This is a genomic window from Variovorax sp. 20P10.2.4 (assembly GCF_058244205.1).
The window spans coordinates 1-9443 of record NZ_JBZAYE010000266.1; the positions used below are offsets into that span (position 1 = coordinate 1).

The 9443-nt window shown below is 69.2% G+C and carries 8 protein-coding genes; 4 read left to right on the forward strand and 4 right to left on the reverse strand.

Going from position 1 to position 9443, the window contains the following annotated elements; genetic code table 11:
- Window positions 1–99: 99 nt before the first annotated feature.
- Window positions 100–825: an SET domain-containing protein gene (locus AC27VN_RS22675; RefSeq protein WP_490877975.1), complete on the reverse strand. Its 726-nt coding sequence runs from the start codon at window positions 823–825 to the stop codon at window positions 100–102.
- A gap of 140 nt (window positions 826–965) precedes the next feature.
- Between AC27VN_RS22675 and AC27VN_RS22680 the strand changes: the two genes are divergently transcribed.
- Together AC27VN_RS22680 and AC27VN_RS22685 are read left to right on the forward strand one after the other, a co-directional pair.
- A complete protein-coding gene (locus tag AC27VN_RS22680) occupies window positions 966–3917 on the forward strand; it encodes a DNA topoisomerase III (protein WP_093351537.1) in 2952 nt (983 codons plus the stop codon).
- Between the two features lie 3 nt (window positions 3918–3920).
- Window positions 3921–4907 carry a tripartite tricarboxylate transporter substrate binding protein gene (locus tag AC27VN_RS22685; protein WP_490877976.1) on the forward strand — a complete coding sequence of 329 codons (987 nt, stop codon included), beginning with the start codon at window positions 3921–3923 and terminating at the stop codon, window positions 4905–4907.
- A gap of 9 nt (window positions 4908–4916) precedes the next feature.
- On the opposite strand, the gene AC27VN_RS22690 is transcribed toward AC27VN_RS22685, so the two are convergent.
- On the reverse strand, window positions 4917–5780 hold the full coding sequence (locus AC27VN_RS22690) for an oxidoreductase (protein WP_490877977.1): 864 nt from the start codon (window positions 5778–5780) through the stop codon (window positions 4917–4919).
- A gap of 228 nt (window positions 5781–6008) precedes the next feature.
- Between AC27VN_RS22690 and AC27VN_RS22695 the strand changes: the two genes are divergently transcribed.
- Window positions 6009–6188, forward strand: coding sequence for a hypothetical protein (locus AC27VN_RS22695; RefSeq protein ID WP_093351542.1), 180 nt, complete (start codon window positions 6009–6011; stop codon window positions 6186–6188).
- A gap of 13 nt (window positions 6189–6201) precedes the next feature.
- Here the strand turns inward: AC27VN_RS22695 and AC27VN_RS22700 are convergent, their stop codons facing one another.
- Entirely contained in the window at window positions 6202–7095 is an 894-nt protein-coding gene (locus AC27VN_RS22700) for a gamma-glutamyl-gamma-aminobutyrate hydrolase family protein (protein ID WP_093351544.1), read from the reverse strand.
- Window positions 7096–7201: 106 nt separating this feature from the next.
- On the opposite strand from AC27VN_RS22700, the gene AC27VN_RS22705 reads away from it, so the two are divergent.
- On the forward strand, window positions 7202–8257 hold the full coding sequence (locus AC27VN_RS22705) for a sugar phosphate isomerase/epimerase family protein (protein ID WP_398494944.1): 1056 nt from the start codon (window positions 7202–7204) through the stop codon (window positions 8255–8257).
- Between the two features lie 9 nt (window positions 8258–8266).
- Here the strand turns inward: AC27VN_RS22705 and AC27VN_RS22710 are convergent, their stop codons facing one another.
- Complete coding sequence (locus tag AC27VN_RS22710; RefSeq protein WP_490877978.1) at window positions 8267–9352, reverse strand: catalase family protein; 1086 nt, start codon at window positions 9350–9352, stop codon at window positions 8267–8269.
- Window positions 9353–9443 lie beyond the last annotated feature (91 nt).

A 9443-nucleotide genomic window follows, 5' to 3' on the forward strand; every position in this document is an offset into this window, starting at 1 on the left:
CGCCGACCACCTCGGCCGCGAAGCCCGGCAGCAGGGGGGCGAGCGCCGCGGCGATCCGCTCCTCGTGCCACTGCAGGGCGCTGCCGCCGGCGGCCATGTTCAGAGCCCGCCGTTGCCGGCCGCGGCGGGGGCCGCCTCGGCGACCGTCTCGGCCTTCTTCGCCTTGGCCGGCTTGTCGGCCTTCGGTTCCTTGTCCTTCTTCTTCTTGCCGTCCTTCTTGTCCGCCTTCTTTTCGGCTTTCTTTTCGGACTTTTTCTCGGCCTTCTTGTCAGCCTTCTTCTCGGCCTTCTCCTTCTCGGCCTTCTTCGCTTCCTTCTTCTTCGCCTTCTTCTTTTTCTTCTTGTCCTCTTCCTCGTCGTCCTTCGGCGTGAGCAGCGTGCCGCGGCATTGCTCGGAGCCGCAGTAGCACGGGAACTCGGACAGCAGCTTCTCGGTGTACGGCTCGTCGATGATCAGGCCGTAGTCGTAGTTGAGTTCCTCGCCGGCCGCGATGTTGCGCAGCGCCTTGATGTAGACGCGCCCATCGACCTCGTCGGCCTCGCAGTTGGGCTCGCACGAGTGGTTGATCCAGCGGGCCGCATTGCCGTCGACGTTGCCGTCGATCACGCGCCCGTCATCGATATGGAAGTAGAAAGTGTGATTCGGCTGGGCCGGATCGTGCGGATGGCGGCGCAGCGCCTCCTTCCACGTGATGATCTCGCCCTTGTACTCGATGATCCGCTCGCCTTCGGCCAGGTCCTGCACCGCGAACACGCCGTTGCCATGGACGGAGGAACGCCGCGTCTGAATTCGGCGGGCGTTGGAAAGTGGGGATTTGGAAGGCATCGCCGAAGTCTGTTAGTTTGAATATGCACACATGCGCGTGCGCGTGTGCGCACGCGAGAAGCCGCCGAGTATAGAGAGAGCCCATGGCACTGCGCGCATGGCCCGCGAGCCGGCTTGGCGAAACAGTTGAGAGAGCACAGATGACGAAGACATTGGTTATTGCAGAAAAACCGTCGGTGGCGCAGGACATCGTGCGTGCGCTCACGCCGGTGGCCGGCAAGTTCGACAAACACGACGAGCACTTCGAGAACGACCAGTACGTCGTGACCAGCGCCGTCGGCCACCTGGTGGAAATCCAGGCGCCCGAGGAGTTCGACGTCAAGCGCGGCAAGTGGAGCTTCGCCAACCTGCCGGTGATCCCGCCGCACTTCGACCTCAAGCCGGTGGACAAGACCAAGACCCGCCTCAACGCGGTGGTCAAGCAGGCCAAGCGCAAGGACGTGACCCAGCTCGTGAACGCCTGCGACGCGGGCCGCGAGGGCGAACTGATCTTCCGCCTGATCGAGCAGTACGCCGGCGGCAAGACGGGCCTGAACAAGCCGGTGCGGCGGCTGTGGCTGCAGTCGATGACGCCGCAGGCGATCCGCGACGGCTTCGACTCGCTGCGCACCGAGAAGCAGATGCAGGGCCTGGCCGATGCCGCGCGCTCGCGCTCCGAGGCCGACTGGCTGGTGGGCATCAACGGCACGCGCGCGATGACGGCCTTCAACTCGCGCGACGGCGGCTTCTTCCTCACCACCGTGGGCCGGGTGCAGACGCCTACGCTGTCGGTGGTGGTCGAGCGCGAGGAGCAGATCCGCAAATTCGTCTCGCGCGACTACTGGGAAGTGCACGCCAGCTTTCTCGCCGAAGCCGGCCACTATCCGGGCAAGTGGTTCGACCCGGCCTGGAAGAAGGCCAGCGCCCCGCTGCTGCCCAGCGGCGAGCCCGACCCCGAGCAGCGCGCCGACCGGATCTGGAACGAGCGCGACGCGCTCGCCATCGCGCAGGCCGCGCGCGGCAAGCCCGCCAGCGTCACCGAGGAGAGCAAGCCCACCACCCAGGCCTCGCCGCAGCTGTTCGACCTGACCTCGCTGCAGCGCGAGGCCAACAGCCGCTTCGGCTTCTCGGCCAAGACCACGCTGGCGCTGGCCCAGAGCCTGTACGAACGCCACAAGGCGCTGACCTACCCGCGGACTGACTCGCGCGCCCTGCCCGAGGACTACCTGCCGGTGGTCAAGCAGACCATGGGCATGCTCGCCACCAGCGGCATGCGCCACCTCGCGCCGTTCGCGCAGCAGGCGATCGACCAGAACTACGTGAAGCCGAGCAAGCGCATCTTCGACAACGCGAAGGTGTCGGATCACTTCGCGATCATCCCGACCCTGCAGGCGCCCAGCGGCCTGTCGGAAGCCGAGCAGCGCCTGTACGACTTCGTGGTGCGCCGCTTCCTGTCGGTGTTCTTCCCGAGCGCCGAATACCAGGTCACGACCCGCATCAGCACGGTGGCGCAGGCCGGCAGGAACTACGCCTTCCGCTCCGACGGCAAGGTGCTGGTCAAGCCGGGCTGGCTCGCGATCTACGGCAAGGAAGCCGTCAGCGACGACGACGAGAAGGACGGCAAGAACCTGGTGCCGGTGAAGCCTGGCGAGATGGTGCTGGCCGAGACGGTCGACACCAAGGGCCTGAAGACGCGTCCGCCGGCGCGCTACTCCGAAGCCACGCTGCTCGGCGCCATGGAAGGCGCGGGCAAGACCATCGACGACGAGGAACTGCGCGAGGCCATGCAGGAGAAGGGCCTGGGCACGCCAGCCACGCGCGCGGCCACCATCGAAGGCCTGATCGCCGAGAAGTACATGCTGCGCGAGGGCCGCGAGCTGATCCCGACCGCCAAGGCGTTCCAGCTCATGACGCTGCTGCGCGGCCTCGGCGTGGAGGAACTCTCCAAGGCCGAGCTCACCGGCGAGTGGGAATACAAGCTGGCGCAGATGGAGAAGGGCTCGCTGAGCCGCGATGCCTTCATGCGCGAGATCGCGGCGATGACCGAGCACATCGTCAAGAAGGCCAAGGAGTACGACCGCGACACCGTGCCCGGCGACTACACGACGCTGGCCACGCCCTGCCCCAACTGCGGCGGCGTGGTGAAGGAGAACTACCGCCGCTACGGCTGCACCGGCAAGAGCGGCACCGGCGAGGACGCCTGCGGCTTCTCGTTCGGCAAGTCGCCGGCCGGGCGTACCTTCGAGGTCGCCGAGGCCGAGGCGCTCTTGCGCGACAAGCACATCGGCCCGCTCGAGGGCTTCCGCTCCAAGGCCGGCTGGCCCTTCACCTCCGAGATCGTGCTCAAGTACGACGAGGAGGCGAAGAACTGGAAGCTGGAGTTCGACTTCGGCGACGACAAGAACGAGGACAGCGGCGAGATCGTCGACTTCAGCGAGCAGGACACGGTCGGCCCCTGCCCGATCTGCGGCGCGCCCGTGTTCGAGCATGGCAGCAACTACATCTGCGAGAAGTCGGTGCCCACCAACGCCCAGCCCACGCCGAGCTGCACCTTCAAGACCGGCAAGATCATCCTGCAGCAGCCGGTGGAGCGTGCGCAGATGGAGAAGCTGCTGGCCACCGGCAAGACCGACCTGCTCGACAAGTTCGTCTCGATGCGCACGCGCCGCGCCTTCAAGGCCTTCCTGACCTGGAATGCCGAGGAGGGCAAGGTGACCTTCGAGTTCGCGCCGCGCGAGGGCGGGAGCAAATTCCCGCCGCGCAAGACCTTCGGCAAGGCCGCGCCGGCCGGCAAGACCGCCGCCGCCAAGAAGGTGGCGGCGAAGAAGGCGCCCGCGGCCAAGAAGGCACCGGCCGAGAAGAAGGCGCCGCGCAAGACCGGCGCCGGCCTCAAGCCCAGCGACGCGCTCGCCGCGGTGATCGGCAACGAGCCGGTGGCGCGCACCGAGGTGGTCAAGAAGCTCTGGGACTACATCAAGGCCAACGGCCTGCAGGACGCGAAGGACAAGCGCTCGATCAATGCCGACGCCAAGCTCAAGCCGGTGTTCGGCAAGGACCAGGTGACGATGTTCGAGCTCGCGGGCATCGTGGGCAAGCACCTCACGGCGCTCTGAGCCATGCGGCGCAGAAGCTTCGCAGGCACGGCCGCCGGTCTCGCGCTGGCGCTGCTTTCCGTCGGGGCTCCGGCCCAGGCCGCCGACTGGCCCGACAAGCCCGTCAAGCTGGTGGTGCCCTTCCCGCCCGGGCAGGCCACCGACATCTTCGCGCGCGCGCTCGCCGAACAGCTCGGCCGGCGGCTGGGCCAGCCGGTGATCGTCGACAACAAGGCCGGTGCCGGCAGCAACATCGGCACCGAGTTCGTGGTGCGTTCGGCGCCCGACGGCTACACGCTGGTGGTGGCCGGCAGCGCGATGGCGGTCAACCAGACGCTGTACGCCAAGCCCGGCTTCGACCCGCGCCGCGACCTCGTGGGCATCTCGCTGATCGCCAAGGTGCCGCTGGTGTTCCTCGCCACGCCCGAGAGCGGCATCCGCACGCTGGGCGAGCTCACGGCGCGCGCCAAGGCCGAGCCCGGCCGGCTCAGCTACGCGAGCGCCGGCATCGGCGGCACGCAGCATCTGTCGGGCGAGATGTACAAGTCGGCGGCGCATGTGTTCGTCACGCACATTCCGTACCGGGGCAGCGGGCCCGCGCAGGCCGACTTCCTCGGCAACCAGGTGCCGCTGATGATCGATTCGGTGACCGCCGCGCTGCCGCACATCAAGGCCGGCAAGGCGATCCCGCTGGCCGTGACCTCGGCCACGCGTTCCTCGCAGCTGCCCGATGTGCCGACCGTGCGCGAGAGCGGCGTGGCCGGCACGCGCGACTTCGAGGCCGTGGGCTGGCTCGGCCTGATGGCGCCGCGCGGCACGCCGCCCGAGGTGCTGGCGCGCCTGAACCGCGAGGTGACCGAGATCCTCAAGAGCGAGCAGATGGCGCGCTTCATGCGCGAGCGCGGCTCGGAGCCGGCGCCCACGACCGGGCCCGAGTTCGACCGCTTCGTCGCGAGCGAGATCGGGCTCTGGGGCGCGGCCGTCAAGGCCTCGGGCGCGAAGCCCGAATAGCCCGTTGCGTCAGGCCGGCGTGAAGTCGGTCGACAGCGACAGCGATTCCCACGCGCTCAGTTCCTCCTGCAGCGCGGCCAGCTTCTCGCGCACCGCCTTCACCGCGTCGCTGCCCAGCAGCAGGTGCGCGGGCGGCGTCGGCGCTTCGACGATGCGCAGCATGGCGCGCGCCGCCTTCACCGGATCGCCCGCCTGCTTGCCGCTGCGCGCCAGCCGCGCCTCGCGCACCGGGCCCAGCACCGGTGCGTAGTCGGCGATGCTCTGCGGCGCGCGCACCATCGAGCGGCCGGCCCAGTCGGTGCGAAAACCGCCCGGCTCCACGGCCGTGACGCGGATGCCGAAGCTCGCCACTTCCTTGCCGAGCGCCTCCGACAGGCCCTCGAGCGCGAACTTGCTGCCGTGATAGATGCCGAGCCCCGGGAAGGTGACGATGCCGCCCATCGAGGTGATGTTGAGGATGTGGCCGCGGCGGCGCGCGCGCATGAAGGGCAGCACGGCCTTGGCGACGGCCACCGCGCCGAACACGTTGACCTCGAACTGCCGGCGCACTTCGTCGAGCGAGGATTCCTCCAGCGTGCCCTCGTGGCCGTAGCCGGCGTTGTTGACCAGCACGTCGATGGCACCGACGTCGGCCTCGACCTCGGCCACCACGCGCTCGACCTCGTCGTGGCGCGTCACGTCGAGCAAGCGGCCGAAGGAGCGGCCGGGCTGCAGCGCGTCGAAGGCGGCGCACGCGGCCTCGTCGCGCAGGGTGCCGACCACGCGGTGGCCGGCGGCCAGCGCCTCCTGCGCGAGCGCGCGGCCGAAGCCGGTGCTCACGCCGGTGATGAACCAGGTGCGCTGGGGTGAAGAAGGAGCGGGAGCGGATGTCATGGCGGTGTCCTCTGGGTGTTGTGTGCCCTGAATGTGCGCCCGGCTTGCGCCTTTGATAAGCCGCCCGGCGAGCGAAGCGGCTTGCAGTTTTTCTTCAAGATCGCGCGCCGCGGGAACCCGGCGTGCCGCGGCGGCACCAACGACAAGACCCCGCGCGCGGGGTCTTGTTACATGCGCGCCATGACGCGCGGCCTATAGTCGTTCGATCCACCCCTGGGGACAGATTCCATGAAGTCATTGATTGCCACCGCCTTCGCCCTTGCCATGGGCTTCTCGCTCGCGGGCTGTGCCTCGTCCTCGCGCACCGCCGATGCCGGCAGCACCGCCTCGTCGGGCAGCGGCGTGACGGTGTTCGGCACCGTCGACGCCGGCGTCAGCGGCTACTCGACCAAGTCCGAGCGCCGCTGAACCGGCGCGGCGCTCAGCGGCGGCGCCGCAGCAGCGCCTGCTGCAGCACGCGCGCCGCGCGGTCGCGGATCTTGCCGGGCGCGCCGCGCAGCGTGGTCTTCGGCGCCACCTTGGCGGTGGCGCAGGCCCAGAGGAAGTCGTGCAGGATCGGCGTGTCGTCCACGGTCTCGGTGCTGCCGTACTTGTGGAATTCGGGGTGCCACTGCGTGGCCGCGATGTAGCTGCGGCCGCGCTCGGGCCGGCGGCGGATCGCCTCGGCCACCCGGTCGGGCAGGCTCCAGGCCTCGACCTCGAAACCGGGCGCGAGGTCCTTCACGCCCTGGTGGTGGATGCTGTTGACGCGCGCGGTCTGCACCTCGGGATAGAGCTTCGCGAGCCGCGTGCCCGGCACGATCCCGATCTGGTGGAAGTTCTGGTCGTAGGTCACCGGGTCGCGGTGGCGCAGCGTCTCGGGATGGCCGTGCTGCTCCTCGATGTCCTGGTAGAGCGTGCCGCCGAAGGCCACGTTGATGAGCTGCAGGCCGCGGCACACGCCGAAGATCGGCTTGCCAGCCTGCTCGAAGGCCTCGACCAGCGCGAGGTCGTAGAGGTCGCGGATGCGGTCGCCGATCCAGGCGTCCTTGAGCGGCACCTCGCCGTAGCTGCCGGGCCAGACGTCGGCCCCGCCGTGCATCACCACGCCATCGAGCCACTCGGCGTAGTGCGACAGCTTGGTGTCGCCGCGCGCGGTCTCGCCCGTGGGGCAGGGCACCATCACCACCATCGCGCCGGCCGACATCAGCCAGTGGGCGATCGACTGCTCGACGTACTGCAGGGTCTTGTTGGTGAACAGCGAGCGCGCCGGATCGGCGTGCGAGAAGCAGGCGGACAAACCGATCTTGAGTCGGGCGGAGACGGGCTGGGGCATCTCGTTGGGTTCCCTGTGAGCGAAATTCATTCTGCGCCCACCGAACTTCGGTCGTGTGTCAGCCGAACCCGCGAAGTATCCTGTCGAGCCCACAAGGAGACACCGCATGCAGACGATCAAGGGGCCCGCCATCTTCCTGGCCCAGTTCGCGGGCGATACCGCGCCCTTCAACTCGCTCGACGCAATCGCCGGCTGGGCCGCGGGCCTGGGCTACAAGGGCGTGCAGATCCCGAGCTGGGACGCGCGGCTGATCGACCTCAAGAAGGCCGCCGAGAGCAGGACCTACTGCGAGGAGATCCAGGGCACGCTCGCCGCGCACGGCCTCTCGATCACCGAGCTCTCGACCCATCTGCAGGGCCAGCTCGTCGCGGTGCACCCGGCCTACGACGCGGGCTTCGACGGCTTCGCGGCGCCCGAGGTGCGCGGCAACCCGGCGGCGCGCCAGCAATGGGCGGTGCAGCAGCTGCACTACGCGGCCCAGGCCTCGGCCAACCTCGGCCTCACGGCGCACGCGACCTTCTCGGGCGCGCTGGCCTGGCCCTACCTGTACTCGTGGCCGCCGCGCCCGCCGGGACTGATCGAGGAGGCCTTCGACGAGCTCGCGCGCCGCTGGCGCCCGATCCTCGATGCCTTCGACGCCGCGGGCGTGGACGTGGGCTACGAGATCCATCCGGGCGAGGACCTGCACGACGGCGTGAGCTACGAGATGTTCCTCGAGCGCGTGAACAACCATCCGCGCGCCTGCCTGCTCTACGACCCGAGCCACTTCGTGCTGCAGCAGCTCGACTACCTGGCCTACATCGACCACTTCCACGAGCGCATCAAGATCTTTCACGTGAAGGACGCCGAGTTCAACCCGACCGGCAAGCAGGGCGTGTACGGCGGCTTCCAGAAGTGGATCGACCGCGCCGGGCGCTTCCGCTCGCTGGGCGACGGGCAGGTCGACTTCAAGGCCATCTTCTCGAAGATGGCGCAGTACGACTTCCCGGGCTGGGCGGTGCTCGAGTGGGAGTGCTGCATCAAGCACCCCGAGGACGGCGCGCGCGAGGGCGCGAAGTTCATCGCCGACCACATCATCCGCGTGGCCGACCGGGCCTTCGACGACTTCGCGGCCGGCGGCGTGGATGTGGCGGCCAACCGGCGCGTGCTCGGCCTCGACTGACACAGCCGCTCAGCGGTGCAGCGGGCAGCCGTTGCGCTCGCTGCGAAATTCCGACGAGGCCGCATAGGCCGCCTTGCGCGCGCGCATCACCCCGCCCAGCGGCCGGTGCGCCGCGAGCGCCTGCCAGGGGCTGAAGGCCATGCCGTCATCCATCTCGCGCGACAGCTCCTCGCTCCAGCCCGGCTGCGGCGCGGCCAGCACGCGCGCAACCGTCACGAAGGGACTGAGTTCCTGCGGCCATTCGACCGAGGCGTCCTCGACCGGCATGCGCTCGAGGTCGACGCAGAGCTGGGCCCGCAGTTCCCACTCGCCGCCGTGCGTGCGCAGGAAGTCCATCACCGCCTCGCGCGTGCCGTCGGGCTTGCCGTCCAGATGAAGTTCCGCCTTCTCGAGCGCGACCAGCGCATCGGACACCGGCGCGAGCTGCAGCTTGGCGATGTGATCGCCGAAGCGGATCGGCACCTGGGTGAAGAAGGTGGCGCCCAGCGGGTGGGTCAGCGGATGCGCGCCCAGCGCGACCAGCTTCGCGCTCGAGCCACCCGCGACCTCGATCAGCTTCTCGATGCTCTGCAGCACGCCCGACAGCAGCAGCTTGCCGGTCGGTGCGCGGTCGGTGGTGGTCGCGAGCAGCTTGAGGCTGCGCAGGAAGCCGCGCGCGTCGGGCGCGACGAACACCGGGCCGTCGACGAACAGGAAGTCCTGCGTGGTGTGGTCCTCGGAACCCTCGACGCGCTCGCCCTCGACATCGAACACCTTGAGCGCCATGCCGCGCGGCAGCGAGATGCGGTCGTCGAGCACCTCGGCCGGCGGCGTCGACAGCCGCATCGCCGCGCGATGGCGCCCCGGCCTGGCGAACAGGCCCTGCGCGTACTCGGGCGGCAGGCCCTCGGGCACGACGAGTTCGGCTTGCAGCAGGCCGTGGCTCTTGGCGTGCACGGCGCGCATGGCGTGGCCGGTGTGCTCGGCCACGGTCTGCGCCATCTCGCGCAGCGTCGCCACCAGCTCGATCTGGGTCTGGGCCTCGTCCTCGCGCTCGGTCTCCACGGAGGGATCGAAGCGCACCGGAGTGCGGGCATGCGTGGCGGTGTCGTTCATGGTCGAGGCTCCTTTGGCATCCTGGGTCGGGCCATTGAGCGTGGCGCCCCCGGCGCGCGGTGTAGGCCGTCGGCTCCCGTGGCTGCGCTCG